At 72.0% G+C, this 25,598-nt stretch carries 25 protein-coding genes; 11 read left to right on the top strand and 14 right to left on the bottom strand.

Annotated features, from left to right (window positions below; translation table 11 throughout):
• Positions 1 to 31: 31 nt before the first annotated feature.
• Positions 32 to 1,243 carry an IS110 family RNA-guided transposase gene (locus tag BLW76_RS24885; protein ID WP_091303863.1) on the top strand — a complete coding sequence of 404 codons (1,212 nt, stop codon included), beginning with the start codon at positions 32 to 34 and terminating at the stop codon, positions 1,241 to 1,243.
• Positions 1,244 to 1,248: 5 nt separating this feature from the next.
• Here BLW76_RS24885 and BLW76_RS24880 read toward each other — a convergent pair whose 3' ends face one another.
• Positions 1,249 to 1,584: a hypothetical protein gene (locus BLW76_RS24880; protein ID WP_091311461.1), complete on the bottom strand. Its 336-nt coding sequence runs from the start codon at positions 1,582 to 1,584 to the stop codon at positions 1,249 to 1,251.
• Between the two features lie 47 nt (positions 1,585 to 1,631).
• Here BLW76_RS24880 and BLW76_RS24875 point away from each other — a divergent pair, with 47 nt between their 5' ends.
• From BLW76_RS24875 to BLW76_RS24865, 3 genes are all read left to right on the top strand, one after another.
• A complete protein-coding gene (locus BLW76_RS24875) occupies positions 1,632 to 1,985 on the top strand; it encodes an ArsR/SmtB family transcription factor (protein ID WP_091311460.1) in 354 nt (117 codons plus the stop codon).
• 61 nt (positions 1,986 to 2,046) lie between these two features.
• Positions 2,047 to 2,925, top strand: a complete 879-nt coding sequence (locus BLW76_RS24870; RefSeq protein ID WP_091311458.1) for a TIGR03620 family F420-dependent LLM class oxidoreductase — start codon at positions 2,047 to 2,049, stop codon at positions 2,923 to 2,925.
• A 69-nt stretch (positions 2,926 to 2,994) separates the two neighbouring features.
• Positions 2,995 to 3,912 (top strand): DMT family transporter, encoded by a 918-nt coding sequence (locus tag BLW76_RS24865; RefSeq protein WP_091311457.1) that lies wholly within the window; start codon positions 2,995 to 2,997, stop codon positions 3,910 to 3,912.
• Between the two features lie 48 nt (positions 3,913 to 3,960).
• Here the strand turns inward: BLW76_RS24865 and arc are convergent, their stop codons facing one another.
• Complete coding sequence (arc, locus tag BLW76_RS24860) at positions 3,961 to 5,763, bottom strand: proteasome ATPase (protein WP_091311455.1); 1,803 nt, start codon at positions 5,761 to 5,763, stop codon at positions 3,961 to 3,963.
• A gap of 368 nt (positions 5,764 to 6,131) precedes the next feature.
• Between arc and BLW76_RS24855 the strand changes: the two genes are divergently transcribed.
• The gene (locus BLW76_RS24855) at positions 6,132 to 7,058 is read left to right on the top strand and encodes a flagellar basal body-associated FliL family protein (protein ID WP_091311453.1); all 927 of its coding nucleotides are present in this window, start codon (positions 6,132 to 6,134) and stop codon (positions 7,056 to 7,058) included.
• A gap of 13 nt (positions 7,059 to 7,071) precedes the next feature.
• Positions 7,072 to 7,521, top strand: coding sequence for a hypothetical protein (locus BLW76_RS24850; protein WP_091311452.1), 450 nt, complete (start codon positions 7,072 to 7,074; stop codon positions 7,519 to 7,521).
• Here BLW76_RS24850 and BLW76_RS24845 read toward each other — a convergent pair.
• The 3 genes from BLW76_RS24845 to BLW76_RS24835 form a co-directional block, all read right to left on the bottom strand.
• Positions 7,518 to 8,300 carry a pentapeptide repeat-containing protein gene (locus BLW76_RS24845; protein WP_091311450.1) on the bottom strand — a complete coding sequence of 261 codons (783 nt, stop codon included), beginning with the start codon at positions 8,298 to 8,300 and terminating at the stop codon, positions 7,518 to 7,520. The genes BLW76_RS24850 and BLW76_RS24845 overlap by 4 nt on opposite strands.
• A gap of 4 nt (positions 8,301 to 8,304) precedes the next feature.
• On the bottom strand, positions 8,305 to 9,135 hold the full coding sequence (locus BLW76_RS24840) for a tRNA (adenine-N1)-methyltransferase (RefSeq protein WP_091311449.1): 831 nt from the start codon (positions 9,133 to 9,135) through the stop codon (positions 8,305 to 8,307).
• 65 nt (positions 9,136 to 9,200) lie between these two features.
• Positions 9,201 to 10,352 (bottom strand): site-2 protease family protein, encoded by a 1,152-nt coding sequence (locus tag BLW76_RS24835; protein ID WP_091311447.1) that lies wholly within the window; start codon positions 10,350 to 10,352, stop codon positions 9,201 to 9,203.
• 255 nt (positions 10,353 to 10,607) lie between these two features.
• Between BLW76_RS24835 and BLW76_RS24830 the strand changes: the two genes are divergently transcribed.
• The 3 genes from BLW76_RS24830 to BLW76_RS24820 all read left to right on the top strand — a co-directional run bounded on the left by BLW76_RS24830 (position 10,608) and on the right by BLW76_RS24820 (position 13,298).
• On the top strand, positions 10,608 to 11,507 hold the full coding sequence (locus BLW76_RS24830; protein ID WP_091311444.1) for a RecB family exonuclease: 900 nt from the start codon (positions 10,608 to 10,610) through the stop codon (positions 11,505 to 11,507).
• Positions 11,507 to 12,298 carry a thioesterase family protein gene (locus BLW76_RS24825; protein WP_091311443.1) on the top strand — a complete coding sequence of 264 codons (792 nt, stop codon included), beginning with the start codon at positions 11,507 to 11,509 and terminating at the stop codon, positions 12,296 to 12,298. The genes BLW76_RS24830 and BLW76_RS24825 overlap by 1 nt, the downstream gene beginning before the upstream one ends.
• Before the next feature lie 64 nt (positions 12,299 to 12,362).
• Entirely contained in the window at positions 12,363 to 13,298 is a 936-nt protein-coding gene (locus BLW76_RS24820; RefSeq protein ID WP_091311440.1) for a ParA family protein, read from the top strand.
• A gap of 81 nt (positions 13,299 to 13,379) precedes the next feature.
• Here the strand turns inward: BLW76_RS24820 and hisG are convergent, their stop codons facing one another.
• From hisG to metH, 6 genes are all read right to left on the bottom strand, one after another.
• A complete protein-coding gene (gene hisG / locus BLW76_RS24815) occupies positions 13,380 to 14,225 on the bottom strand; it encodes an ATP phosphoribosyltransferase (protein ID WP_091311439.1) in 846 nt (281 codons plus the stop codon).
• 48 nt (positions 14,226 to 14,273) lie between these two features.
• Complete coding sequence (locus BLW76_RS24810) at positions 14,274 to 14,537, bottom strand: phosphoribosyl-ATP diphosphatase (RefSeq protein ID WP_013226745.1); 264 nt, start codon at positions 14,535 to 14,537, stop codon at positions 14,274 to 14,276.
• A 102-nt stretch (positions 14,538 to 14,639) separates the two neighbouring features.
• Positions 14,640 to 15,125 (bottom strand): methylated-DNA--[protein]-cysteine S-methyltransferase, encoded by a 486-nt coding sequence (locus tag BLW76_RS24805; protein ID WP_091311437.1) that lies wholly within the window; start codon positions 15,123 to 15,125, stop codon positions 14,640 to 14,642.
• Between the two features lie 17 nt (positions 15,126 to 15,142).
• Positions 15,143 to 16,603 carry an AlkA N-terminal domain-containing protein gene (locus BLW76_RS24800; protein ID WP_091319818.1) on the bottom strand — a complete coding sequence of 487 codons (1,461 nt, stop codon included), beginning with the start codon at positions 16,601 to 16,603 and terminating at the stop codon, positions 15,143 to 15,145.
• Positions 16,604 to 16,662: 59 nt separating this feature from the next.
• Positions 16,663 to 17,295 (bottom strand): HAD family hydrolase, encoded by a 633-nt coding sequence (locus tag BLW76_RS24795; RefSeq protein ID WP_244170676.1) that lies wholly within the window; start codon positions 17,293 to 17,295, stop codon positions 16,663 to 16,665.
• A 42-nt stretch (positions 17,296 to 17,337) separates the two neighbouring features.
• On the bottom strand, positions 17,338 to 20,883 hold the full coding sequence (gene metH / locus BLW76_RS24790) for a methionine synthase (protein WP_091311433.1): 3,546 nt from the start codon (positions 20,881 to 20,883) through the stop codon (positions 17,338 to 17,340).
• A gap of 38 nt (positions 20,884 to 20,921) precedes the next feature.
• Between metH and BLW76_RS24785 the strand changes: the two genes are divergently transcribed.
• A complete protein-coding gene (locus tag BLW76_RS24785; protein ID WP_091311431.1) occupies positions 20,922 to 21,821 on the top strand; it encodes a PAC2 family protein in 900 nt (299 codons plus the stop codon).
• Position 21,822: 1 nt separating this feature from the next.
• Here the strand turns inward: BLW76_RS24785 and BLW76_RS24780 are convergent, their stop codons facing one another.
• On the bottom strand, positions 21,823 to 22,725 hold the full coding sequence (locus BLW76_RS24780) for a phosphotriesterase family protein (RefSeq protein WP_167384722.1): 903 nt from the start codon (positions 22,723 to 22,725) through the stop codon (positions 21,823 to 21,825).
• 38 nt (positions 22,726 to 22,763) lie between these two features.
• Between BLW76_RS24780 and BLW76_RS24775 the strand changes: the two genes are divergently transcribed.
• Positions 22,764 to 23,306: a CGNR zinc finger domain-containing protein gene (locus BLW76_RS24775; protein ID WP_091311429.1), complete on the top strand. Its 543-nt coding sequence runs from the start codon at positions 22,764 to 22,766 to the stop codon at positions 23,304 to 23,306.
• A gap of 404 nt (positions 23,307 to 23,710) precedes the next feature.
• Here the strand turns inward: BLW76_RS24775 and BLW76_RS24770 are convergent, their stop codons facing one another.
• Positions 23,711 to 24,544 carry a metallophosphoesterase family protein gene (locus tag BLW76_RS24770; protein WP_091311427.1) on the bottom strand — a complete coding sequence of 278 codons (834 nt, stop codon included), beginning with the start codon at positions 24,542 to 24,544 and terminating at the stop codon, positions 23,711 to 23,713.
• Positions 24,508 to 25,491, bottom strand: coding sequence for a GbsR/MarR family transcriptional regulator (locus tag BLW76_RS24765; RefSeq protein ID WP_091319814.1), 984 nt, complete (start codon positions 25,489 to 25,491; stop codon positions 24,508 to 24,510). The genes BLW76_RS24770 and BLW76_RS24765 overlap by 37 nt, the downstream gene beginning before the upstream one ends.
• Between the last annotated feature and the right edge of the window lie 107 nt (positions 25,492 to 25,598).

Genomic DNA, 25,598 nt, shown 5'->3' with positions numbered 1-25,598 from the left:
CCTTCACCGTCAGAGAAGGAGCACCGCGCGCGTGTTCGCGGGATGGGACTGGGCCAGCGGCTCGCACGATGTGACCGTGATCGACCAGGCCGGGACGAGGACCGACCGATGGGCGCTGGCCCACGCCGAAACCGGAATTGCCGGCACCCTGGCCAGGCTGCGCCGCCACGGCGATCCGGCCGGGCTGCCAGTAGCGATCGAGACCACCCGGGGACTGGTCGTGGACCGGCTGCTGGCTGCTGGGCACCCCGTGATTCCCATACACCCCAACGCCTTCAACGCCGTCCGGCCCCGCTGGGGCGCAGCCCGGGCCAAAAGCGACCCCGGCGACTCGTTCAAACTCGCGGACTACCTGCGCACCGACGGCCACCAGCTGCGGACCTTGACACCCACGCTGCCCGAGACACTGGAGCTGCAAGCGCTGACCCGGCAACGCGCCGACCACGTCGAAGCGCGCGTCGCGGCGGTCAACCAGCTCGCTGCGCTGCTGGATGAGCACTGGCCCGGCGGGAAAGCCGTGTTCGCAAGCCTGGACAGTGACATCGCCCTGGCCTTCCTGGACCGCTACCCCACGCCCGCGGACGCGGCCCGCTTGACCGCCGGCCGGCTGGAAGCGTTCTGCAAACGCCACGGCTACTCCGGCAAACGACCCGGCAGTGCGCTGATCGAGCGGCTGCGCACCGCCCCCGCGGCGGCCTCCCGGCTGGGCCGGACTGTGATCACCCGGCTGGTCGGTGTCCAAGTGCAGCTGGTGCGGTCCCTGCGTGTCACCATCCGCGAACTGGATGCCGCCATCGCCGAGGCAGTCAAGACGCATCCCTGGGCCGAACTGATCGCCGGACTGCCCCGGATCGGCTCCGTCAACCTCGGTCAAGTCATCGGTGAGATCGGCCCCATGCTCGAACGCGCCAACGGCTGCGCGCAACTGGCCGCCGAGACCGGTGCGGCACCGGTCACCAAGGAATCCGGGAAACACCGCCAGGTCAACTTCCGGCACGCGGTCAACCGCCGAGCCCGGCAAGCCCTGATGACCTTCGCCGACAACAGCCGGCACGACAGCGACTGGGCCGCCACGATCTACAACAACGCGCGTTCCCGAGGCAAACGCCACCCCCACGCGGTGCGGATCCTGGCCCGCGCCTGGCTGCGCGTCATCTGGGCCTGCTGGCGCGACAGAACCTGCTACGACCCTGCCATCCACCACACCACCACCAAGATCAACACAGTGGAAGGGTTGACTTAGGAAACTCATGCGGTCTGCTTGTGCCGCAGGATGGCCAGCCACTGCCCCGCCGTCTGGGCTTGGCGGTGCAGCTTCTCGAGGCGTGCCGCCGGCGCCCGGACGTAGCCCTTGCCGAAGACGGGGGCGATCTGACGCAGGCTGGCGCCGCCCTCCCGGGCCGCGAGCAGCAGCCAGTCCGACGCGTCGGCGCAGGCCGCCGACGCGCGGCGCAGCTCGCCGAGCATGTCGATGAGCTCCTGGGCGCTCACCTCCCCCGCTTCGACGGCGGCGGCCGTCGTCTCGAGCCAGGCCAGGACGTCGGCTTCGGTGATGGGCGCGCGGGGCCGGGATTCTTCGGTCACGCCGGTGAGTATAGGTCGTTATACGCCGATATACTGGGAGCGACACCATGACGATGCGCACCGGATCCCAGGCCGACGTCGAGCAGCTGCTCGACGTGTTCAAGGCGCTCGCGAACCCCGTCCGGCTGCAGGTGCTGCAGTGGCTGCGGGAGCCGGAGCGGCACTTCTCGAACAGGCAGAGCCCGGTCGAGCGGGCGATCGCCGATCCGGTCGAAGTGGGCGTGTGCGTGAGCCACATCCAGGAGAAGCTGGGGCTGGCGCAGTCGACCGTGTCGGCCTACATGGCGGTGCTGCAGCGGGCCGGGCTGGTCCAGGCGACGCGCGTCGGGAAGTGGACGCACTACAAGCGCGACGAGGCCCGGATCGCCGAGTTCGTCGCGGCGCTCGGCCACTCCCTCTGACCCCCCCCGGCTCGCCCACCACACTGGCGAGTCGTATCGTAAATCTGCGATACTTCGATTCATGGGTACGATCGAGAACATGCGGCTCGGCCGCTACGGGATCTGGACGTTCGACTTCGAGGACCAGCCGGCGACCCTGATCCGCGATTCGGTGCAGGAACTGGAAGAACTCGGCTGGCCGGCGATCTGGATCCCGGAGACCGTGGGCCGGGAAGCCCTGACGCACGCCGGGTTCCTGCTGTCCGCCACCGAACGCCTCACCGTCGTCAACGGCATCGCGCAGATCTGGTCCCGCGAGGCGCGGTGGACCCGCGGCGCGGCCCTGCTCCTGGCCGACGCCTACCCCGACCGCCACCTGCTGGGCCTGGGCTTCGGCGCCGGGAAGCCGGGCGCGAAGCCGCTTCAGGCGATGAACGACTACCTCGACGAGCTGGACGCCGACCCCAAGACCAACCCGGCACCGCGCGCCCCGATCCGCCGGATCCTCGCCGCGTACGGCCCGAAGATGCTGGAGCTGGCCCGCGACCGTTCGGCGGGCGCGCACACCTACCACGTGACCCCGGAGCACACGGCGCAGGCGCGGGAGATCCTCGGCGCGGAACCGTTCCTCGGCGTCGAGCACGCGGTGCTGTTCGAGACGGACGCGGCCCAGGCCCGCGAGATCGCCCGCAAGCACCTGCACGTGTACCTCACCACGCCGTACAACATCGCGAAGTTCCGCCGGCTCGGTTACACCGAAGAAGAGATCAGCGGCGCCGGCGACCGCATCGTCGACGACCTCGTGTACTGGGGCGACCTCGAGACGATCACCGCGAAGCTGGGGCGGCACCTGGAGGCGGGCGCCGACCACGTCGGTGTTCAGGTCATCGGCGTCGAGCCGGGCACCTCGGCCATGCCGCACTGGCGCCGGCTGACCGAAGCGCTGCTGCCGACGGTATAGGCGGTCATACCCGGCGCAGCGTCCGAAAAGCACTGGCTTCGCGGCCGGTGCGGCGGATTGACTGCGGCCATGCGACGGACGGATTTCGGGGTCACGGTGCGGTTCGCGCTGCTGGCGATCGTGTGGGGTGCGAGTTTCCTGTTCATCAAGGTGGGCCTGGGCGGGCTCTCCCCCGGCCAGGTCGCGCTCGCCCGCGTCGCGCTGGGCGCCCTTGCGCTGGGCGTCATCCTGCTGGCGCGCCGGCGGCCGCTCCCCCGCGATCCGGTGCTGTGGGGGCACCTCGCGGTCGTGTCGGTGCTGCTGTGCGTGGTGCCGTTCCTGCTGTTCTCGTGGGCGGAACAGTACATTTCGTCCGGTTTGGCCAGTATCTTCAACGCGACGACGCCGCTGGTCACGATGCTGCTGGCGGCCGCGGCGCTGCCGGCGGAACGGTTCACCCCGCCGCGGGTGCTCGGCCTGCTGCTCGGGTTCGCCGGCGTGCTCACCATCGTCGGCGTGTGGCACGGCATCGACGTGTCCCACCAGCTGACCGCCCAGCTCGCCTGCCTCGGCGCGACGACGTGCTACGGCGCGTGTTTCGTGTACCTGCGCCGGTTCGTCTCACCTCGTGGGACGGACCCGGTGGTCGTGGCCTTCGGCCAGACGGCGTCGGCGACGGTGCTGCTGACCCTGCTGGCCCCGGCGGTCGCGGCGACGCCGGCGCGCCTCGACCTGCCGGTGGTGGCGAGCATGATCGCGCTCGGCGTCTTCGGCACCGGCATCGCCTACGCCTGGAACACCCGGATCATCGCCGCCTGGGGTGCGGCCAACGCCTCGGCGGTGACGTACCTGACGCCGGTGGTGGGCGTGCTGCTCGGGGTGCTCGTGCTGGGCGAACCGGTGAGCTGGAACCAGCCGGCCGGGGCCCTGCTCGTGGTACTGGGGATCCTCGCGGCCCACGGACGGTTGCGGCGGCGCAAGACCGAACCCGAACTCGTCCGCAGCTAGACACGCCGATGGGCGGCTGCCGCGGCAGCCGCCCATCGCGCTTCGCAACTACAGGTACTGACCGGTGTTCGTGGCGGTGTCGATCGCCCGCCCCGAGTCCTGGTTCTTGCCGGTGACGAGCGTGCGGATGTAGACGATCCGCTCGCCCTTCTTGCCGGAGATCCGGGCCCAGTCGTCCGGGTTGGTGGTGTTGGGCAGGTCCTCGTTCTCCGCGAACTCGTCGACGATCGCGTCGAGCAGGTGCTGCACGCGGAGACCCGGCTGCTTGGTCTCCAGCACCGACTTGATCGCCGACTTCTTCGCCCGGTCCACGATGTTCTGGATCATCGCGCCCGAGTTGAAGTCGCGGAAGTACAGGACTTCCTTGTCCCCGTTGGCGTAGGTCACCTCGAGGAACCGGTTCTCGTCGCTCTCCTCGTACATCCGCTCGACGGTGTGCTGGATCATCGCGTCGAACGTCGCCTTGGCGTCGCCGCCGAACTCGGCGAGGTCGTCGGCGTGGATCGGCAGGCCTTCGGCCAGGTACTTGGAGAAGATGTCCTTCGCGCCTTCGGCGTCCGGACGCTCGATCTTGATCTTGACGTCGAGCCGGCCCGGCCGCAGGATCGCCGGGTCGATCATGTCCTCGCGGTTGGAGGCGCCGATGACGATGACGTTCTCCAGGCCCTCGACACCGTCGATCTCCGACAGCAGCTGCGGCACGATCGTGGTCTCGACGTCGGACGACACGCCCGACCCACGGGTCCGGAAGATCGAGTCCATCTCGTCGAAGAACACGATCACCGGGGTGCCCTCGGAGGCCTTCTCCCGCGCCCGCTGGAAGATCAGGCGGATGTGCCGCTCGGTCTCCCCGACGAACTTGTTGAGCAGCTCGGGACCCTTGATGTTCAGGAAGTAGGACTTCCCGTCCTCGTTCTCGCCCCGCGCCGCCGCCACCTTCTTGGCCAGCGAGTTCGCCACCGCCTTGGCGATGAGCGTCTTGCCGCAGCCCGGCGGGCCGTAGAGCAGGACACCCTTCGGCGGCCGCAGCTGGTACTCCTGGTACAGGTCGGCGTGCAGGAACGGCAGCTCGACCGCGTCCCTGATCTGCTCGATCTGCCGGGTGAGGCCACCGATGTCCTCGTAGCGGACGTCGGGCACCTCCTCCAGCACCAGGTCCTCGACCTCCGCCTTCGGCACGCGCTCGTACGCGTAGCCGGCCTTGGAGTCGACCAGCAGCGAGTCGCCCGGCTTGAGCGGCTGCTCGGCCAGCAGGTCGGAGAGCAGGACCACCCGCTCCTCGTCCGCGTGCCCGACCACCAGCGCGCGAAGGCTGCCGCCCTCGACGTCGGCGGCGAGCACCTCACGCAACGCGCAGACCTCGCCGGTGCGTTCGAAGCCGCCGGCCTCGACCACGGTGAGCGCCTCGTTGAGCCGCAGCGCCTGACCGCGGCGCAGCGACGAGAGCTCGACCGCGGGCGAAACCGACACCCGCATCTTCCGGCCGGCCGTGAAGACGTCCACCGTGTTGTCCTCGTACGCCTCGACGAAGACGCCGTAGCCGGACGGTGGCTGGGCCAGCCGGTCGACCTCCTCGCGGAGGGCGAGGAGCTGTCCTCGCGCTTCGCGCAGGGTTTCGACCAGTTTGGTGTTGCGTTCGGTGAGCTGGCTCACCCTTTCCGAGGCCTCGGCGAGCCGCTGTTCGAGAACGCGGTTCTGCCGGGGCGAGTCCGTCAGTTTGCGGCGCAGCAGCGCCACTTCTTCCTCGAGAAAACGGATCTGCCGAGCCTGCTCGTCCGCCGTCGTCCCAGCTCCTGATGTTGCTGAAGGGTCGGCCTCCTCGCGCCGACCTCCGGGAAGGTCATGATGCATCGGGCACCTCCTCGGAGTGCTTTTCATTCCACGGTACCGGCGATCACCGACAAGAAAAGGCCTTTCCGGATCACAAGATCGGCGCGTCGCGGTTCGCCTGCCGCATCCAGCACGGACATTCCCGCAGCGCAAGCGGCCATTTCGGTGCCGTGGCGCCGGTGTGTCGCGGGTCCGTCCGGGCCGGGACGAAGCAAGCACGTCGGGAGTACCCCGGCCGCCGGGGCCCCAACCGCGGCCCCCAAGCCGGGCAATTCCGGCCAGTTCCGCCCTAACCGCGCGGCGGGCCGGGCCGGTGGCTAGCATCGGGCGACGCTGTACCCGGCCGCGACGGCCGGGCGCTACTCGAAGAACGCTAGGGGGAACCCGTCATGACCTACCCGCCGCAGCAACCGGGCGGCTACGGCCAGCAGCCCGGCGGCTACGGGCAGCAGCCCGGGCCGTACGGCCAGCCGCAGCAGGGCGGCTACCCCCAGAGCGGCCCGCAGGCCCAGCCCGGCTACGGCGGCACGCAGCAGTTCGGGCAGCCCGGCCCCTACGACGGCACCCAGCAGTACGGCCGGCCCGGCGGCTATGACGGCACCCAGCAGTACGGGCAGCCGGGCGGGTACGACCAGTCCGGCCAGGGCGGTTACCAGCCGCAGACGGGCCCTCAGCCCCAGCAGGGCTACCCCCAGTACGGCCAGCAGGACCAGTGGGGCCAGCCGCCCCAGAACTTCGGCGGCTACGACTCCTACGGCGGCGGTTTCGGCGAGGCGCCCCCGCCCAAGAAGAAGACCGGCCTGATCGTCGGCATCGCGGCCGCCGCGGTCGTCCTGGTCGGCGGCGGGGTGACCGCGGTGGTCCTCGCCAACCAGGGTGACGACCAGCAGGCCGCCGCGCCGCCCGCGACCAGCAGCTCGGCGCCGGCCCCGACGACGGCCCCCAAGGCGTCCACCCCGAAGCCCAAGAGCACCACGCCGACCAGCCCGACGTCGAAGACGAGCAAGCCCGCGGGCGGCCCGGCCCCCGGCGGTAAGCCCAGCGCCCAGGAGCTGTTCGACGCGACCATCACGGCCTACAACGCCAGTGACGAGAAGGCGCTCGACGACACGATCTGCCGCAGCGTCCACGACGGCACCACGGGCGACATCCCCAACGTCACGGTCAAGCTGACCGGCACGGCGGCGGAGTCCGGCGACAAGGCCACCGTCCGCTACTCGGCCACCGACGGCACCAAGACCAAGGTCGGCACGATGTCGGCGCAGAAGGAATCCGGGCTCTGGTGTCTGTCCAACGTCAAGGCGGACGGCGCGTGACCCTCCCGCGGCGGTGAACCGCGCGCTCGCCGCCGGGCTGGTCCTGCTCGGCGCGGCCGGGGCAGGCGTGGTGCTGGGGCTGCTGCTCGTCGCGCCCGCCGGCTCGCCGCCCCCGGCCTCGGACCCGCCGGCGCCGTCGACCCGCCCGTCGGTGCCGCCGGCCCCCGACGAGGCCGACACGGCGGCGGTGGCGGTGCTGGCCGGCGCGATCGTCGACGCGATCGCCCGCCACGACTCGGCGGCGTTCGGCAAGCTCACCTGCCGCCCGCAGACGGCCGAGGCGCTCGCGGGCCTGCAGCGGATGTGGGACGCGGCCGGCCCGGTCAAGGTGAAACTGCTGGCACCCCCGGAGCTACGCGGCGAGTCCGCGACGGCAAAGGTGCACGTCGAGGCGGCGGGCGGGGTCAAGGACACGCCGTTCCCGCTGCACAAGGAGAACGGCCGCTGGTGCGTGCCGGGCTAGCCGGTCAGGGTGAAGCCGCCGGGCCAGCGGGTGGCAGCGTCGGCGCGGACCCCGGTCACGTCCGCGTCCGCCAGGTCGGCGCCGGTGAGGTCGGCCCCGCGTAGGTCGGCGTCCCGCAGGATCGCGCCGGTCAGGGTGGCGTCGGCGAGGTTCGCGTTCCGCAGCACCGCGCCTTCCAGGTTGGCCCCCGCGAAGCAGACCCGCGGGATCGCGAGGCCGGTCAGGTCGGCGCCCCGGAGGTCAACGCGTTCCAGCTCGGACGCCGCACCCGGTTCGATCATCCCGCCCCGGCCCAGCGCCGCGAGCGCGGCCGCGACGTCGTCAGCCGGACCGCCGTCACGACGCGCCGTCCCGGGCTGCCACGGTGCCCGGCCGCGGATGAAGGAAGCCAGCAGCGCGTGGACGTGACCGCGGTACCGGGGATCGAGCTCCGCCAGCTGTTCCAGGGCGTATACGGCGCCCTGCCGGGTCGGTTCCCGCTCCGCGCTGAGCTGGTCGATCGCCTTGGTGAACAGGTCGATCGACCGGCTCACGCGGTTGAGCACCAGCTGCCGGGACGTGAGGACCGCACCCAGCCCGACGCCGGCCAGGGCGAGAAGGCCACCGAGCGCCTGCAGCAGAGTCGCGCGGACGTCGTTGACGGCCTTCAACCGCTCCGCCGCCCCCAGCCCGGGTACGTGGCCGACCAGCCACGACGGCGCGAAGCCCACGCACAGCACCACGAGGACGGCCACGACGACCGCAGCCACCGCCAGTCCGGCCTTGCGGCGCGGCGGCACTGCCTCAGCCCTTGCCCTTGCTCGGCCGGCGCGAGACGCGCGGGGACACCGTGCCGTCCGCCAGCCGCCGGGCGGTGAGCAGGAACGCCGTGTGCGCCACCATCCGGTGGTCCGGGCGGACCGCCAGGCCCACCACGTGCCACGGGCGCATCAGCGTCTCCCACGACTCCGGCTCGGTCCAGCACTGCTGCTCGCGCAGCGACTCGGTGACGCGCGACAGCTGCGTCACCGTCGCCACGTAGACCGTCAGCACCCCGCCCGGCACCAGGTGGGCGGCCACGTTCGGCAGCTGGTCCCACGGCGCCAGCATGTCCAGCACGACGCGGTCGACCTCGCCCTCGTGCGAGGCCAGGTCCGCGACCGTGAGCGACCAGTTGGCCGGCTTCTCGCCGAAGAACTTCACGACGTTGCGCTCGGCGTGCTCGGCGTGGTCGTCGCGGATCTCGTAGGAGTGCACGTGCCCGGCCGGGCCGACCGCGCGCAGCAGCGAACACGTCAGTGCACCCGAGCCGGCACCCGCCTCCAGCACGCGCGCGCCGGGGAAGATGTCGCCCCACATGACGATCTGCGCCGCGTCCTTCGGGTAGATCACCTGCGCGCCGCGGGGCATCGACAGCACGTAGTCCGGCAGCAGCGGGCGCAGCGCGAGGTACGTCGAGCCGCCCGAGGACGTCACGACCGACCCCTCGGGACGGCCGATGAGGTCGTCGTGGGCCAGTGCGCCGCGGTGGGTGTGGTACTCACCACCGTCGGCCAGCGTCAGGGTGTAGTGCCGCCCCTTCGAGTCGGTCAACTGCACCCGATCACCCGCGCGAAACGGTCCGCTGACCGACAACACTTCCTCCTGCTGTAACCCGTTTGGCCGACGCCAGATCTTCGCAGGCGACGCGGGCGCGGGGCTCAGCGGGTACGGCGGTTCAGCGCGGCACGCAGGTCTTCGCGGCGCAGCACGCCCGCCGGCCGGCCCTCGTCGTCGACCACGAGGAACTGCCACGCGGCGGTTTCGCGGACCCGCTCGACGACGTCCTCCCCCGGCTCCGACGCCAGCAGCACCGTCTCGGCCCGGATCGGCTCGGCCGCCAGCTCGGCAGGCGCGTGCGGCGACGAGCTCGCCAGCCGTTCGGCCGCGCCCGTGTCCAGCAGCCCGGCCGCGACGCCGTCGGCGCGGACCAGGACCACGCCCCGGCCTGCCGAGGCGGCCAGCGCGTCCGACACCGGGCTCTCCGCGGGCAGCTGCAGCACCGGCCGGACCAGCTCGCCGAGGACGAGACCCTCCGGCCACGTGCGGCGCGCTTCGGCGGCCAGCTCCGAGCGCGCGCCGAGGATGACGAACCACGCCGTCACGACGCAGACGCCGAGCCGGAGCCAGCGGTCCGGGCTGGCGGTGGCCAGGCCCCACAGGGCCCAGACGAGCAGGCCCGCGGCCACGACGGCGCCGCCGGCGACCGCGGCGCGGGTGCCCTTGGCGCGGATGCCGGTGGCCGCCCAGACGCCGGCGCGGACCAGCCTGCCGCCGTCGAGCGGCAGCCCGGGCAGCAGGTTGAACGCGCCGACGGCGAGGTTCGCCACCGCGCACTCGGCGACCAGCAGCCACACGGCGCCGTCCGGCGGGACGGCGAACATCAGCAGGCCGCAGAAGCCGCCGAGCAGCAGCGACACGGCGGGCCCGGCCGCGGCGACCAGGCCTTCGTCGCCGGGGCGCTTGGGGGTGCGGGCCACTTCGGACAGGCCGCCGAGGAGGAACAGCCGCAGCCGCCGCACCGGGATGCCCAGCCGCAGCGCGACCAGGCAGTGCCCGAGCTCGTGGGCGAGCACGGACAGCCCGAGCAGCAGCGCGAAGGCGCCGGCGAGCAGCCACGACGTCGCCGTGGAGGCGTCCGGGAGCAGCCGCCCGACCAGCGGCGCGTAGAGCACGACGACGATCAGCGAGCCGACCCACCAGGACGGCGCGAGCAGCACCGGCACCCCGGCGACCCGGAACAGCACGAGGCCGCCGTCCGAGAGGACGGCCTGCCGGGACCCCCCGGTGCCCTGCTCACTGGTCGCGGCCATGCGGAGAGCCTAGAGCCCCGGGTGTGGGTACCGGGTGATCCGCCCCCACGGGTGTCGCGCCCGCCCGATGCGCCCCAATGTGGCGTTGGGTGCGCTCAACGCACCGAACGCCACATTGGGTGCGCTCAACGCACCGAACGCCACATTGGGTGCGTCCAGCGCACCGAACGCCACATTGGGGCGTTTGGGGTCGCGGGGCGGGTGGCGGGCGTTGCGGTCGCCGGAACTGTCGGACCCCGGCGTTACGCTCTGCCCATGCCCGACGCCGACACCGTCACCACCGACACCCCAGCCGCCGCCGTCGCCACCGAAGTGCGGCGGCGGCCCGCGTTGTCGCCGTCACGGGCCAGCGACTTCAAGCAGTGCCCGTTGCTCTACCGGTTCCGCGCGGTCGACCGGCTGCCGGAGGTCCCGACCAAGGCCCAGCTGCGCGGCACGCTCGTCCACTCGGTCCTCGAACGGCTCTTCGCCCTCCCCGCCGCCGAACGCGTCCCCGCACAGGCGCGCGAGCTGCTCGGTCCGGCGTGGACCGACCTCTCCGCCGACCGTCCGGAGTGGACCGAGCTGTTCGACGGCGAGAAACCCGAAGACCACGCCGACTGGCTGCGGTCGGCCGAAAAGCTCCTCGACGCCTACTTCGAACTCGAAGACCCGCGGCGCCTGGAACCCGAGGCCTGCGAGCTGCACGTCGAGATCGAGCTCGGCTCCGGCGTCCTGCTGCGCGGCTACATCGACCGCCTCGACGTCGCGCCGACCGGCGAGATCCGGGTCGTCGACTACAAGACCGGGGCCGCGCCGCGCGAGATCGGCGAGGCCAAGGCGATGTTCCAGATGAAGTTCTACGCCGTGGTCCTGTGGCGGCTGCGCGGGATCGTCCCCCGCCAGCTGAAGCTCATGTACCTCACCGACGGCCAATCGCTGGCCTACACGCCCGACGAGGCCGAGCTGCTGCGCTTCGAGCGCACGCTGGAAGCCATCTGGCAGGCCATCCTCAAAGCGGGCAAAACCGGCGACTTCCGGCCCAACAAGAGCAAACTGTGCAACTGGTGCGACCACCAGGCCCACTGCCCGGAGTACGGCGGCACCCCACCCGCGTACCCCGGCTGGCCGGAGCCCGACGCGGGCGAGGAGACACCCCTGGACAGGGCCGACTGATGGCCGACGCCTTCTACGTCCCGCTCGGCGAAGGCCGGTTCTCCGCGACCGCCCACACCGCCGGCCCGTGGACGCCGGACGCCCAGCACTTCGGCCCGCCGTCGGCGTTGCTGGTCCGGGCCCTCGAAACCGTCGAAACGGCGCACCCGGCCGCACTCGCGCGCGTGACCGTCGAGATCCTCGGCCCGGCGCCGGTCGCGGAGCTCACCGCGCGGGCCCGGATCGAACGCCCCGGCCGGTCGGTCGAGCTGCTGCAGGCCGAGCTGGCCAGCGCCGAGCGCGTCGTGGCGCGGGCGTCGGCGTGGCGCATCGCGACGTCGGACACGGCGGAAGCCGGCACCGACGCCGGTCCCCTGCTGCCCGGGCCGGACAGCGTCGGCGAGTCGCCGTGGCCGGACGGCTGGCAGGGCGGCTACCTCGACGCGATGGAATGGCGCGCGGTGCGCGGCGGCATGGACGTGCCGGGCCCGGCCGCGGTGTGGGCCCGCCAGCGCGTCCCGCTGGTCGACGGCGAGGAGCCGAGCGGCCTGCAACGGCTGTTCACCGTCGCCGACTCCGGCAACGGCGTCTCCAACTACCTCGACCCGCGCAAGTGGTGGTTCATCAACTCCGAACTCACCGTGCACCTGCGGCGGGTGCCCGAAGGCGAGTGGATCGGCCTCGACGCGGTCACGCTCGTCGGCAAGCACGGCATCGGCACCGCGACGAGCATCCTGCACGACGCCGGCGGCCCGGTGGCCACCGGCGCGCAGGCCCTGATGGTCCGGCCGCGACAGGCCGGGGCCGGATAGCCACCCACAACGGGCCCGCATCCAATAACCTTCGCGGAACGACCGACTTGAGGAGCGCTCCGGCATGCAGATCACCTCGGTGGTCAACCAGAAAGGCGGGGTCGGCAAGACCTCACTGAGCGTCGGCACCGCGGCCGCACTGGCCGAGCGGGGCCGCCGGGTGCTCCTGGTCGACCTCGACCCGCAAGGCCACGCGACGACCGAGATGCTCGGCCTGTCCGAGGTGGCCGCGGACCAGCCGAGCCTGGCGAAGGCGCTGGCCAAGACGTGGAAAGGCCCGATCGAGGAGCTCGTCGTCCCGCACCCGCGCAGCAACCTCGGCCGCGGCGGCGCCCTCGACGTCGTGCCGACGTCACCGGGCATGTTCGACCTGATCCGGCGGCTCGACTCGTTCCGCGTCCCCGGCTGGCAGCTCGCCCGGGTCATCCAGTTCGCCAACTACGACCACTGCGTCATCGACTGCCCGCCCGCACTGGACGTGCTGACGAACAACGCGCTGGCGGCCTCGCACGGCATCCTGGTGCCGGTCCAGCCGGACAAGACCAGCATCCGCGCGCTGCGGCTGCTGGCCGACCAGGTCCGGTACGTCGAGCAGACCGTCGGACGGCAGCCGCTGTCCTGGTTCGGCCTGGTCCCGAGCCTCTACCGGCGGCCGATCTCGCACTACGCGGCCGCGGCCCTGCAGGAGATGTACGACTTCGGCATCCCGATGCTCTCGCACCTGCCGCTGGGCGTGGTGATGAACGAGGCGGCGGCACACGGCGTCCCGGTGACGACCTACGCGCCGGAGACGCTGCAAGCGCTGTCCTTCCGCGAGATCGCGGAAACCCTCGACGGCCACCTGGAGCAGAACGCCGCCCCGGCGGTGATCCCGGCCGACGAGGAGTTCGTCTTCGAGGACTTCATCTCCGAGGTCGCGGTGGCCCGCAACGTCAACGACAACGGCGCCCGCAAGGGCCTCTACGACCTGCTGCCCAAGAAGCCCAACCGCCCCCGCTGAAACGTCATGAACGACTCGTTCATGACGTCGGACGTCATGAACGAGTCGTTCATTTCATGCGGGGAGGCCGTCGTCGGTGGATCAGAGGCGGCAGGAACGGATGTCCGAGGCCAGGATCGCCTTGGCGCCGACCTCGGCCAGCTCGTCCATGATGAGGTTGACCTTCTTGCGCGACACCATCGCCCGCACCGCGACCCAGTCTTCGTGCGCCAGCGGGGCGACCGTCGGCGACTCCAGGCCCGGCGTGATCGCGATCGCGCGTTCGACCAGCGTCCGCGGGCAGTCGTAGTCCAGCATCATGTACTGCTGCGCGAACACGACCCCGCGCAGGCGCGCCGCCAGCTGCGACTTCGCCTTGCTCTCCTCGGTGCCCCGCCGCTGCAGGAGCACCGCTTCCGACACGCAGATCGGGTCGCCGAACGCCACCAGGTTGTGCTGCCGCAGCGACCGGCCGGACTCGACGACGTCCGCGATCGCGTCCGCCACGCCGAGCTGGATCGAGATCTCCACCGCGCCGTCGAGCCGGATCACCTCGGCTTCGACGCCGTGGCGGGCGAGGTCGTCGCGGACCAGCCGCGGGTACGACGTCGCCAGCCGCTTGCCCGCCAGGTCCGCCGGCTTCCAGTCCCGGCCGGCCGGGGCCGCGTAGCGGAACGTCGAGCCGCCGAAGCCGAGCGCCTGGATCTCCTCCACGGGCGCGCCGGAGTCGAGCGCGAGGTCTCGGCCGGTGATGCCGAGGTCGAGCTCGCCGGAGCCGACGTAGATGGCGATGTCCTTGGGCCGCAGGAAGAAGAACTCGACCTCGTTGACCGGGTCGAGCACGGTCAGGTCGCGCTGCTCATGCCGCTTGCGGTAGCCCGCCTCGCCGAGCATCTCCGTCGCCGCGGCGGCGAGGGCTCCCTTGTTCGGCACGGCAACACGCAGCATTTCGCTTCTCTCCTCGTTCCTCGCCCGGTCCAGCACCGGACGAAACCGTCACAGGTAGCGGTAGACGTCCTCGGTCGACAGGCCGCGGCCGAGCATCAGCACCTGCACCCGGTACAGCAGCTGGGAGATCTCTTCGGCAAGGCGCTCGTCGGACTCGTGCTCGGCGGCGATCCACACCTCGCCCGCCTCCTCCAGCACCTTCTTGCCCTGGGCGTGCACCCCGGCATCGAGGGCGACGACGGTGCCGGACCCGTCGGGACGGGTACGCGCGCGCTCGGCAAGCTCCGCGAACAGCTCATCGAAGGTCTTCACGGTCCGGAATCCTTCCATCCCGGACCCCGTGGTGCTGCTTCGCCCCGCCGCGGATGCCGCCCATCTCACACGGGCGTGGACTCTGGCTCCCACCAGCTGGGATCAAAACAGGGCGCCCTGCTCGAAGTCCAGCAGGTACCGCTTGCGCTCCAGGCCGCCGCCGTAGCCGGTGAGGGAGCCGTTCGAGCCGACCACCCGGTGGCACGGGACGATGATGCCGATCGGGTTCTTGCCGTTCGCCAGGCCCACCGCCCGCGACGCGGCCGCGTTGCCGAGCCGGTCGGCGAGCCTGCCGTAGGAGATCGTCGTGCCGTAGGGGATCTCGCGCAGCTGGGCCCACACCGACCGCTGGAACGGCGTGCCGACGAAGGTCAGCGGCACCTCGAACTCCTGCCGCTGCCCGGCGAAGTACTCCTTCAGCTCGGTTTCGGCGCGGTCGAAGATCTCCGCGCCGGGGTCGTGGGAGCCGAAGGTCAGCTCGTCCGGGCGGTGGCGCTGGTCGACCATGTAGAGGCCGCAGAGCGCGGCGCCCTCGGCGACCAGCGTCAGCGGGCCGCACGGGCTGTCGACGACGGCGTGGGTGCGCATGGGTTCTCCTGTCGGTTTCATGCCGCGGGCATCCGGTTGATCGCGTGGTCACCGGTGGCCCACAGGTGCTGGGTGGCGTAGGCGCGCCAGGGGCGCCAGGCCGCGGACCGGGCGACGACGGCCACCTGGCCGCCGAGGCCGAGCGTCTCCGCCGCGTACTTGATGCCGAGGTCGGTGGGGAGGAAAGCGTCCGGGTCGCCCAGCGCTCGCATGGCGATGCTCTCGACCGTCCACGGCCCGAAGCCGGGCAACGCGGTCAGGGCGGCCCGCGCCGCTTCCCAGTCGCTGCCCGCGCTCAAGTCCAGCCCGTCGGTCAACGCCGAGACCAGCGCGAGCAGCGTGCGACGGCGGCTGCGGGGCATGGCAAGGGTCTCGGGGTCCAGCGAAGCCAGCGCCGAGGGTGACGGGAACAGGTGGGTCAGGCCGCCTTCGGGGTCCTCGACCGGTTCGCCGTGGGCGACGACGAGCCGGGCCGCGTGGGTCCGCGCCGCCGCCGTCGAAACCTGCTGGCCCAGCACCGCGCGGACGGCGAACTCGGCGCCGTCGACCGTACGCGGGACGCGGCGGCCGGGCGCGGCCGCGACCAGCGGCGCGAGGAGCGGGTCGGTGGCGAGCTGGTCGTCGACGGCGACCGGGTCGGCGTCGAGGTCGAGCAGGCGGCGGCACCGGCTGGTCGCCGCCGGCAGGTCACGGAGGTCGGTCAAGGTGAGCCGGCAGGCGATGTGCCCGTCCTCGGGTCGCAGGGCGACGACGCCGTGGCCGCGGGGCAGCCGCAGCGTCCGGCGGTAGGCGCCGTCCCGCCACTCCTCCACGCCCGGCACGCCGGTCGCCACCAGGTGCCCGAAGAGGTTGTCCGGGCACAGCGGCTTGCGGTAGGGCAGCCGCAGGACGAGCGCGCCGGCCGCCGACGGCCTGCCCTTCGCGCGCTGCCGCAGCTCGGTCGGCGAGAGGGCGAACACCTCGCGGACGGTGTCGTTGAACGTCCGGATGCTGCCGAAGCCGGCGGCCAGGGCCAGCTCGGTCATCGGCAGGGTGGTCGTCTCGATCAACGTCCGGGCGGTCTGCGCGCGCTGGGCCCGCGCCAGGGCCAGTGGCCCGGCGCCGAGTTCGGCGAACACCTGGCGTTCGACCTGCCGGACGCTGTAGCCGAGCCGGGCGGCGAGGCCGCGGACGCCTTCGGTGTCGACGACGCCGTCGGCGATCAGCCGCATCGCCCGCGCCACCAGGTCGGCGCGCTCGTTCCACAGCGGCGAGCCGGGGGTGGCGTCGGGGCGGCAGCGCTTGCAGGCGCGGAAGCCGGCCTGCTGGGCGGCCGCCGCACTCGGGTAGAAGCTCATGTTCCGCGGCTTGGGCGGCACCACCGGGCAGCTGGGCCGGCAGTAGATCTTCGTGGTCAGGACGGCGGTGTAGAACCACCCGTCGAACCGGGCGTCCTTCGCCTGCACGGCCCGCACGCACCGTTCGAAGTCTTCATGCACCACGCCAGCATCGCGGACGCCGACGGCCCACGGCTAGCGGAAAAGCGACATGGTGGTGATCAGCCGAGCAGGGCCGCCAGCGCCGGCACGTCGATGCCCACCAGGGAGTCGCGGAACACCCGCCGCTCCCCCGTCTCGACCTCGACGTCGTTCGGGATCACCAGCACCGTGCAGCCCGCCGCGACCGCGGACGCCGTGCCCGGCGGCGAGTCCTCGACCGCGACACAGCGCGCCGGGTCGACACCGAGCAGCTCGGCCGCCTTGAGGTACGGGCGCGGGTGCGGCTTGTTGAGGCCTTCGACCTCGTCGCCGCACACGGTGACGTCGAAGAAGTCCCGGCCGATCGTGTTCAGTGCGAGCTCGGTCAGGTCGCGCTCGGTCGAGGTGACCAGCGCCGAACGCAGACCCGCTTCGCGCACCGCCGTCAACGCTTCGCGCGCGCCCGGGCGCCACGGCAGCTCGTCGTCGAACAGCCCGGCCGTGCGGCGGCGGATCTCCGCGCCGGTCGAGGCGATCGCCTCCGGCGTCACCGGAAGGCCGACCACTTCGAGCAGGTACGCCGACGTGTCGTCCATGTTGGACCCGACGAGCGTCATCCGCTGTTCCTCGGAGAGCTTGCCGCCCAGCCACTCCGCCGTTTCGTAGAGGGCGACGTCCCACAGTTTCTCGGAATCGACGAGCGTGCCGTCCATGTCCCAGAGCACGGCGGCCAATCCGTCCACAGTGGAGTCTCCTCAGGTGTTGAAGTACTTGGCTTCCGGGTGGTGGCAGACGATCGCGTCGGTCGACTGCTCGGGGTGCAGCTGGAACTCCTCGGACAATTTGACGCCGATCCGGCCGGGTTCGAGGAGGGCGACGATCTTCGCCCGGTCTTCGAGGTCGGGACAAGCGCCATAGCCCAGGGAGAACCTCGCTCCACGGTAGCCGAGCTTGAAGAAGTCCTCGACGTCGTCGGGGTCCTCTGAGGCGACCGCCACACCGCCGGGGAAGGTCAGTTCTCCCCGGATCCGGCAGTGCCAGTACTCGGCGAGCGCCTCCGTGAGCTGGACGCCGAGGCCGTGGACCTCGAGGTAGTCGCGGTAGGCGTCGGCGGCGAACAGCTCGTTCGCGTAGTCGGCGATGGGCTGGCCCATGGTGACCACCGTGAAGGGCACGACGTCGATCTCACCCGACTCGCGCGGCCGGTAGAAGTCGGCCAGGCAGAGCCGCCGGTCGCGGCGCTGCCGCGGGAAGGTGAAGCGCACCCGCTCCGGCGCGTCGGGTGACGGCTCGGTGAGCACGACGAGGTCGTCGCCCTCGGCGACGCACGGGAAGTAGCCGTAGACGACGGCCGCGTGGGCCAGGACGCCGTCGGCCGTGAGCCGGTCAAGCCAGTACCGCAGCCGCGGCCGGCCTTCGGTCTCGACCAGTTCCTCGTACGTCGGCCCGGCGCCGCCGCGGGCGCCCTTGAGCCCCCACTGCCCCATGAACGTCGCCCGCTCGTCGAGCATCGCGGCGTAGTCGGCGAGGGCGACGCCCTTGACCACGCGTGAACCCCAGAACGGCGGGCTCGGCAGCGGCACGTCGGTGGCGACGTCCGATCGCGCGGGCAGCGGCCCTTCGTCCTCCGTGTTGCGGGCTTTGCGCGCCTCGGCGATCCGCAGCGAGCGCTCGCGGCGTTCCTTGCGCTCGGCGCGCTTGCGATCCGCGTCGGCGTCGACCAGGGGCGACTCCCCGCGCTTGGCGGCCATGATCGCGTCCATCAGCCGAAGGCCCTCGAACGCGTCCCGCGCGTAGCGGACGTCGCCGAGGTACAGCTCGGTCAGGTCGTTCTCCACATAGGACCGGGTGAGCGCGGCGCCGCCGAGCAGCACCGGCCAGCGCGCGGAGACGCCCCGGGAGTTCATCTCCTGGAGGTTCTCCTTCATGATCACCGTGGACTTGACCAGCAGCCCGGACATGCCGATGGCGTCGGCGCCGTGTTCCTCGGCGGCGTCGAGGATGGTCGTGATGGGTTGCTTGATGCCGAGGTTGACGACCTCGTAGCCGTTGTTGGACAGGATGATGTCGACGAGGTTCTTGCCGATGTCGTGCACGTCGCCGCGGACGGTGGCCAGCACGATCCGGCCCTTGCCCGAATCGTCGCCGGACTCCATGTGCGGCTCGAGGTGCGCGACGGCGGCCTTCATCACCTCGGCGGACTGCAGCACGAACGGCAGCTGCATCTGCCCGGAGCCGAACAGCTCGCCGACGGTCTTCATGCCCGACAGCAGCGTGTCGTTGATGATCTGCAGGGCGGGCCGCTGCTCCAGGGCCGCGTCGAGGTCGTCGGTGAGCCCGTTGCGTTCGCCGTCGACGATCCGGCGTTCGAGGCGCTCGAACAGCGGCAGCGCGGCCAGCTCCTCGGCCCGCGACGCCTTCGACGACGCCGCGCTCACGCCCTCGAACAGGGCCATCAGCTCCTGCAGCGGGTCGTAGCCCTCGCGGCGGCGGTCGTAGATCAGGTCGAGGGCGACCGCGCGCTGGTCGTCGGGGATGCGGGCCATCGGCAGGATCTTCGACGCGTGCACGATCGCGGTGTCGAGCCCGGCCTGGACGCACTCGTGCAGGAACACCGAGTTGAGCACCTGCCGCGCGGCCGGGTTGAGCCCGAAGGAGATGTTCGACAGGCCGAGCGTGGTCTGGACCTCGGGGTGGCGGCGCTTGATCTCGCGGATGGCTTCGATGGTTTCGATGCCGTCGCGGCGGGATTCCTCCTGGCCGGTGGCGATGGTGAAGGTCAGCGCGTCGACGATGACGTCGGAGGTGCGCAGGCCCCAGTTGCCGGTGATGTCCTCGATGAGCCGGGTCGCGATGTCGGCCTTTTTCCGCGCGGTGCGCGCCTGGCCTTCTTCGTCGATGGTCAGCGCGACCACGGCGGCGCCGTACTCGCTGACCAGCTCCATGACCTGGGTGAACCGGGATTCCGGGCCGTCACCGTCTTCGTAGTTGACGGAGTTGACTGCGCACCGGCCGCCCAGGCGCTCCAGCCCCGCGCGCAGCACGGCGACCTCGGTGGAGTCGAGCATGATCGGCAGCGTCGACGCGGTGGCCAGGCGCCCGGCCAGCTCGGCCATGTCGGCGGTGCCGTCGCGGCCGACGTAGTCGACGCAGAGGTCCAGCAGGTGGGCGCCGTCGCGGGTCTGCTCGCGGGCGATCTCGACGCAGTCCTCCCAGCGGCCCTCCAGCATCGCGGTGCGGAAGGCCTTCGAGCCGTTGGCGTTGGTCCGCTCGCCGATCATGAGGACGCTGGCGTCCTGCTTGAACGGCACGGCCTGGTAGAGCGACGACACGCCGGGCTCGGGCCGCGGCCGCCGGGCCACCGGTTTCGTGTCGGCGACGGCGGCGGCGAGCTGCCGGATGTGCTCGTCGGTGGTGCCGCAGCAGCCGCCGACGAGGCCGACGCCGAACTCGCGGACGAACCCGGTCATTGCCTCGACCAGGGCTTCCGGGCTCAGCGGGTACACCGCGCCATGCGGGCCGAGCTCCGGCAGGCCGGCGTTCGGCATCACCGACAGCGGCACCCGGGCGTGCTTGGCCAGCTGCCGCAGGTGCTCGCTCATCTCGGCCGGGCCGGTGGCGCAGTTGAGGCCGATGAGGTCGATGCCGAGCGGTTCGAGGGCGGCGAGCGCGGCGCCGACCTCGGTGCCGAGCAGCATGGTGCCGGTGGTTTCGACGGTGATCGAAGCGAGGATCGGCACGTGCCGTCCTGCGGCGGCCATCGCCCGCTTCGCGCCGATGATCGACGCCTTCGTCTGGAGGATGTCCTGGGTGGTTTCGACGATCACCGCGTCCGCGCCGCCGGCCAGGAGACCGCGGACCTCTTCGGCGTAGGCGTCACGCAGCGTGGTGAACGGCGCGTGGCCGAGCGTCGGCAGCTTCGTGCCGGGCCCGACCGAGCCGAGCACGAACCGCGGGCGGTCCGGCGTCGCGAACTCGTCGGCCGTCTCGCGGGCCAGGCGAGCCCCGGCTTCGGCCAGCTCGAAGATCCGGTCGGTGATGTCGTACTCGGCGAAGTTGGCGAAATTGGCCCCGAAAGTGTTCGTTTCGACGGCGTCCGCGCCCGCTTCCAGGTACCCGCGGTGCACCGAGCGGACCACGTCCGGCCGGGTGACGTTGAGGATCTCGTTGCAGCCTTCGAGGCCGCCGAAGTCGTCCAGGCTGAGGTCGTGGGCCTGCAGTGCGGTGCCCATCGCCCCGTCGGCCACCAGGACGCGCGTGCGAAGGGCTTCGAGGAAGGGTGACGACAGGCGGTCGGACATGCTGAACAGGGTAAGGCCGGTGGTCGTAGGCTGGTCCGGTGAGTGAGCCCGTCGACGAGACCCCGCGGCCGCCCGGCGGCCGCCCCGAACCCACCCGACCGTTGATGGTCGTCGCCTTCGAAGGCTGGAACGACGCCGGCGACGCGGCCAGCCGCGCGGTGGAGCACCTGCAGCTGAACTGGGATGCCACGCCACTGGCGGAACTCGAGCCCGACGACTACTACGACTTCCAGGTCAGCCGCCCGACCGTCCGGATGGTGGACGGCGTCACTCGACGGGTGGACTGGCCGACGACGCGGCTGTCGGTGTGCCGCCCCGACGGCTTCGACCGCGACGTGGTCCTCGTGCAGGGTCCCGAGCCCAACATGCGCTGGCGCGCGTTCTGCGCGGAGCTGCTGGAGCACATCCAGCAGCTCGACGTCGCGACCGTGGTGACGCTGGGGGCGTTGCTGGCCGACACCGCGCACACCCGGCCCGTCCCGGTCACCGGAACGGCGTACGACAAGGACACCGCGTCGCTCTACGGGCTGGACCTGAACAACTACCAGGGCCCGACCGGCATCGTCGGCATCCTGCAGGACTACTGCGTGCAGGCGGGCATCCCGGCGGTGTCGATCTGGGCGGCGGTGCCGCACTACGTGTCGCACCCGCCGTCCCCGAAGGCGACGCTGGCGCTGCTGCACAAGCTGGAGGACATCCTCGACGTCGAGATCCCGCTGGGTGCGCTGCCCGAGCAGTCCGAGGAGTGGCAGCGGACGGTCAGCGAGATGGCCGACGAGGACGAGGAGATCAGCGAGTACGTCCGCAGCCTCGAGGAGCGTGGGGACGCTCAGAGCGAGGTCGCGGAGCAGGACGTCAGCGGCGACAAGATCGCCGCGGAGTTCGAGCGCTACCTGCGCCGCCGCGGCCGCGGCGGCGAGGGCTTCGGCCTGCGCTGAGTCACTTGAGCCAGCTGGTGGCGAACGCCCGCGCGGGGTTCGCCACCAGCATGGCCGTGACGACGTCGCCGCCGAGCTGCTTGGTCAGCCGCGGGGCGAGCGTGGTGAGCAGGTAGGCCGCGCCCGGCTGGTGCCGGGCGGCCGCGGTGGTCGTGTCGCCGCCGAGCAGGAGCTGCCCGCCGTGCCCGGCCTCGACGAGCGCTTCGAGGCCGTCGAAGAGCCGCCAGTCGGTGGCGTGGTTGGCCCGCGACGGGCCGTCGAAGCCGAGGAACACGCCGGTCTCGGCGATCTCCCGCTGTATCGCCGGATCCGGGTTCCGGTTCAGGTGCCCGAGAATCACCTTTTCGGGTGGAACATCGAGCTTGCCGCAGAGCAGTTCGACCGTCTCCAGGCCCGCGGTACCGAGTTCGAGGTGCACGGCGATCGGCGCGCCGGTCTCCTCGTGGGCGACCGCGGCGGCGGTCATCGTCAGCCGGGCGTGCGAGTCGATCGTGTGGAAGGCGCCGGCCACCTTGACCAGCCCGGCACGCGGCCCGGTGGTGCCGGTCAGGTCTTCGACGAAGACCCCGGCCAGGTCGTCGGCCACCCGGCTCAGCGCGGCGGGCGCGTAGTGCTCGGCGCGGTGCAGGCCGGTGGCACCAACGAGGTGCACCCCGGTTTCCCGCGATATCCGGGCGAGTTCGCACATCCGGCGGCCGAGCCCGTGCGGCGTCCACTGGACAAGAGCGGTGCCGCCCGCCTCCCGGAACCGGCTCAGCGCGGCCGCCGCAGCGGCCGGGTCGTCGAGTTCCTGGCCCGGCAGCAGCGCGGAGGCGAAGAAGAGGTGGTCGTGGGCGTTCGTGACGCCCAGCTCGGCCGGGTCGATGTCACCCAGCACCGTGCGGATCTCGGGGTCCCCAGTCATGATCGCCAGCGTAACGGCTGAGCCGTTACGCTGGCGAGGTGTCCGAAGACTTCCGCCTCGACATGGGCGCACCCTGGCTCAACCTCCTGGCGACCCGCGGCCGCCACTTCGGGGAGCGGCCGGTCGAGCGGCTGCCGTCGGTGGAGCGGCTGCGCGAGTGGCTGGCGCGGTCCGAGCTGACGCCGCTCGCCCCGGTCACGGACGCCGACCTGGACCGGGCCCGCGACCTGCGCGAGACGCTGCGGCCCCTGGCACTGGGCGCGGTCGACGGTGTCGTGCCCACCGCGGAGCAGGTCCGGGCCCTGACGGAGTGGCTCGGTCCGGAGCCGGTGCACCTCGCCGCGCTCGACCGGCTCCGGCGGAGCGCCCCCGCAACCACGGCCGACGCCCTCGGCCGGCTCGCGCACCAGGCCGCGGACTGGCTCACCGGCCCCCCGCGGCACGACCTGCGGGCCTGCCCGGAGCAGGACTGCCGCGGAGTCTTCGCCGACCCGGGCGGCCGGCGGCGGTGGTGCCCGTCCCCGGCGTGCGCCAGCCGCGGGCGGGTCCGCGCCCTCAGGCAGCGGCGGCGCGAGGGGTGATGCCGGCCGATCCGCGACCACGGCGGGCGGGGGAAACCGATCCGCGACCACGGCGGGGCCAGCCACGCCGAACCGCGACCACGACCCGCCAGCCACGCCCATCCCCCACCACGGCGGACGGGGGAAACCGATCCGCGACCACGGCGGGGCCAGCCACGCCGAACCGCGACCACGGCGGGGCCAGCCACGCCGAACCGCGACCACGACCCGCCAGCCACGCCCATCCCCCACCACGGCGGACCAGCCACGCCCATCCCCTACCATGGCAAGCCGGACACGCCGATCGGCGACCACTCAAGGGGCGAGCCGACCCCCGACCACGGCAAGCCAGCCACGCCGATCCGCGGCCACTCAACCGCCGAGCCGCGCCCACCGCCGACGTGCCACCCCGCAGCTACTCCGACTCACGACGGCCACAAGATCCGGCGCATCGGCACCGCACCCCGCGCCCGCTTCCGCCACTCGCGGGGATAGCCCAGCGAGACCTCTTCGAACCGCACGCCGTCGGCCTCGGTGCTGCGCGGGATGTGCAGGTGCCCGTAGACCGCGATCTCCGCGCGGTACCGCACGTGCCAGTCCTCGGTCTTCGTCGTGCCGCACCACAGGGCGAACTCCGGCCAGTACAGCGGGGCCGTCGGGTGGCGGTGCAGTGGCCAGTGGGACATCAGGATCGTGCCGTGGTCCTCGGGGATCGCGTCGAGTCGCTCGGTGCTGATCTTCAGCCGGTCCGCGCACCAGGCCTGGCGGCTCGGGTACGGGTCCGGGTACAGAAAATACTCGTCCGTGCAGACCACGCCGGCCTCGCGGGCCTGGCGCAGGGCCTCCTCCAGGGACTTGCCCTCGGCGTCCGGGGTGCGCCAGCTGTAGTCGTAGAGCAGGAACAGCGGCGCGATCGTCAGCGGCCGCGGGCTGTGCCGCCAGACCGGGAATTCGTCTTCCGGCGTCAGCACGTCGATCTCGCGGCACTGCTCGACCAGGTACTCGTAGCGGGCCTGGCCGCGCAGCTGGCATTCGTCGTTCTTCGTCGTCCACAGCTCGTGGTTGCCCGGTACCCAGACGACCTTGGCGAACCGGCTGCGCAGGGTCTTCAGCGTCCCGATGGTGGCTTCGGCCAGCTCGGCGACGTCGCCGGCGACGAGCAGCCAGTCTTCGGGGGTTTCCGGGACGACCGAGTCGAGGATCGGGCCGTTGCCCTCGTGGGTCACGTGGAGGTCGCTGGTGGCGAAGAGGTGCGGCACCCCTCCACCGTAACCACCGCGGCCGGGGAAGCTTCGCGAAACCTGCGGATCGCTTCGCGCCGGCCCGGGCTCAGGCGGTCCGCTCTGGCCGTGACGGTGACCGTCTCGGCGCCGCGCAGTTCGAGCGGATCGGCGATGGCCGGACGGCGCCGGAGCGCCTCCAAAGCCGTCTCCAGCCGGTCCCGGGGCCAGCCCAGCACGGTGGCCAGTTCGGCCACGGGGAACGGCCGTCCGGCGTGGACGAGGGCGGCGACGACGGTCAGCGCGTCGTGCCCGGCGGCCTCGGCCAGGGTGCTGCCGCCCATCTGCTCGCTGAGCCGCCCGAAGAACCGGCCCATGCTCGCGAGCCGGGTGCCGGCGGTCGTGTCCGGGCCGAAGATCCCGATGCCCCGCTGTGCCACCTCCGCGATCCGGCCGTGGGCGCCGGTGTCGGCCTGCCACGCCCGGAGCCAGACGTCGTCGTCGATCGTGTAGCGCTCGCGGCGCCCGCCCGGGTCCGGCCGGCGCGCGACCAGCTCCATGGCTTCCAGTGCGCCGATCGACTTCGACACCGACGCGGGGCTGACCCGCAGCAGCCGCACCAGGTCGGCCGAGGTCAGGCCGCCCGCCTCGGCGGTGAGCAGGCAGGTGAACACCCGGGCGGTCATCCGCGGCAGGCCGGTGGCCGCCAGCAGCGCCGCGAACTCGTCGACGAACGCGCGGACCCCGCCACCGGGTTGCTCGTGCGGCCGGGGTGGCCGGCGCCGCCGGGCGCGGTAGGTGGCGGCTTCCTGCGCGCGGCCGGGCCGGTACTCGCCGGACGTGCTGTTGCGGGCCACCTCGCGGCTGATCGTGGACGTCGGCCGGCCGAGCCGCCGCCCGATCTCGGCGAACCCCAGCCCGTCGGCAAGCCAGCCCGCGATGCGGCGGCGGTCGTCGAGGCTCAGCCTGCCCGCAGGTGCGTTCATCGACACTCCAATGCAACGGCTCGTTGCGTTCATCGTCAGGCTCTTGCACCGATCGACGACGCCAACAGGGATTATGCCCCTCAGAGCCCTTCATGACGTTTAAACGC

Origin of the sequence: Amycolatopsis tolypomycina, from assembly GCF_900105945.1 — a bacterium.
Lineage (GTDB): Bacteria > Actinomycetota > Actinomycetes > Mycobacteriales > Pseudonocardiaceae > Amycolatopsis > Amycolatopsis tolypomycina.
Note: the sequence above shows the minus strand (reverse complement) of the source record. Positions and strands in the feature narration are given on the sequence as shown.

What these genes read in the sequence shown, in the direction of transcription:
- BLW76_RS24805 (WP_091311437.1), bottom strand. Translation starts at nt 15,125, where the DNA reads ATGCGCACCCACGCCGTCGTCGACAGCCCGTGCGGCCCGCTGACGCTG.
- BLW76_RS24870 (WP_091311458.1), top strand. Translation starts at nt 2,047, where the DNA reads ATGGGTACGATCGAGAACATGCGGCTCGGCCGCTACGGGATCTGGACG.
- BLW76_RS24865 (WP_091311457.1), top strand. Translation starts at nt 2,995, where the DNA reads ATGCGACGGACGGATTTCGGGGTCACGGTGCGGTTCGCGCTGCTGGCG.
- metH (WP_091311433.1), bottom strand. Translation starts at nt 20,883, where the DNA reads ATGTCCGACCGCCTGTCGTCACCCTTCCTCGAAGCCCTTCGCACGCGC.
- BLW76_RS24820 (WP_091311440.1), top strand. Translation starts at nt 12,363, where the DNA reads ATGCAGATCACCTCGGTGGTCAACCAGAAAGGCGGGGTCGGCAAGACC.
- BLW76_RS24855 (WP_091311453.1), top strand. Translation starts at nt 6,132, where the DNA reads ATGACCTACCCGCCGCAGCAACCGGGCGGCTACGGCCAGCAGCCCGGC.
- BLW76_RS24835 (WP_091311447.1), bottom strand. Translation starts at nt 10,352, where the DNA reads ATGGCCGCGACCAGTGAGCAGGGCACCGGGGGGTCCCGGCAGGCCGTC.
- arc (WP_091311455.1), bottom strand. Translation starts at nt 5,763, where the DNA reads ATGCATCATGACCTTCCCGGAGGTCGGCGCGAGGAGGCCGACCCTTCA.
- BLW76_RS24830 (WP_091311444.1), top strand. Translation starts at nt 10,608, where the DNA reads ATGCCCGACGCCGACACCGTCACCACCGACACCCCAGCCGCCGCCGTC.
- BLW76_RS24780 (WP_167384722.1), bottom strand. Translation starts at nt 22,725, where the DNA reads ATGACTGGGGACCCCGAGATCCGCACGGTGCTGGGTGACATCGACCCG.
- BLW76_RS24825 (WP_091311443.1), top strand. Translation starts at nt 11,507, where the DNA reads ATGGCCGACGCCTTCTACGTCCCGCTCGGCGAAGGCCGGTTCTCCGCG.
- BLW76_RS24875 (WP_091311460.1), top strand. Translation starts at nt 1,632, where the DNA reads ATGACGATGCGCACCGGATCCCAGGCCGACGTCGAGCAGCTGCTCGAC.
- BLW76_RS24765 (WP_091319814.1), bottom strand. Translation starts at nt 25,491, where the DNA reads ATGAACGCACCTGCGGGCAGGCTGAGCCTCGACGACCGCCGCCGCATC.
- hisG (WP_091311439.1), bottom strand. Translation starts at nt 14,225, where the DNA reads ATGCTGCGTGTTGCCGTGCCGAACAAGGGAGCCCTCGCCGCCGCGGCG.
- BLW76_RS24795 (WP_244170676.1), bottom strand. Translation starts at nt 17,295, where the DNA reads ATGGACGGCACGCTCGTCGATTCCGAGAAACTGTGGGACGTCGCCCTC.